This is a genomic window from Blautia sp. AF26-2 (assembly GCF_003460955.1).
In the GTDB taxonomy this organism is placed as follows: Bacteria; Bacillota; Clostridia; order Lachnospirales; family Lachnospiraceae; genus Fusicatenibacter; species Fusicatenibacter saccharivorans.
Map to the genome: position 1 here is coordinate 1 of NZ_QTWD01000019.1, position 412 is coordinate 412.

At 50.0% G+C, this 412-nt stretch carries 1 protein-coding gene; it reads right to left on the reverse strand.

Annotated elements, in window-relative coordinates:
* A partial coding sequence (locus tag DWY63_RS17305) for a sodium:calcium antiporter (RefSeq protein ID WP_330415531.1) occupies nucleotides 1–412 on the reverse strand: 412 nt, incomplete at both ends.

Consider the following 412-nt stretch of genomic DNA (forward strand, 5'->3'; position numbering starts at 1 on the left):
AGAAGTTACGAGTTCCGGAAGGGAAGTTCCGATGGAAACAATGGTCAATCCGATCAAAGTCTGGCTCATTCCGAGATCGCCTGCGATTCTCGCTGCGGCATCTACGGTCACATCTCCGCCGACTGCAATGGCGACTGCTCCGCCGACGATGAACACGATACTCTTCGGAACGGAAAGCAGCTTGATATCCTCGTCGGAACCGCCTTCAATTTCGACTTTTTTTCCTTCGCGGTTTGCCTTTAAGGCAATCTGAACCATGTAGACAATGTAACCTGCAAAGAATCCAATTAAGATCACACCGTCCAGGTGACCGAGCATCATACCGGATTTATCGCCGAGTCCGCTGATTCCTAAAACCATTAAAAGTCCGGCGCAAATCAGGGACAGCGGGATGTCTCTTTTGATGGTTTCC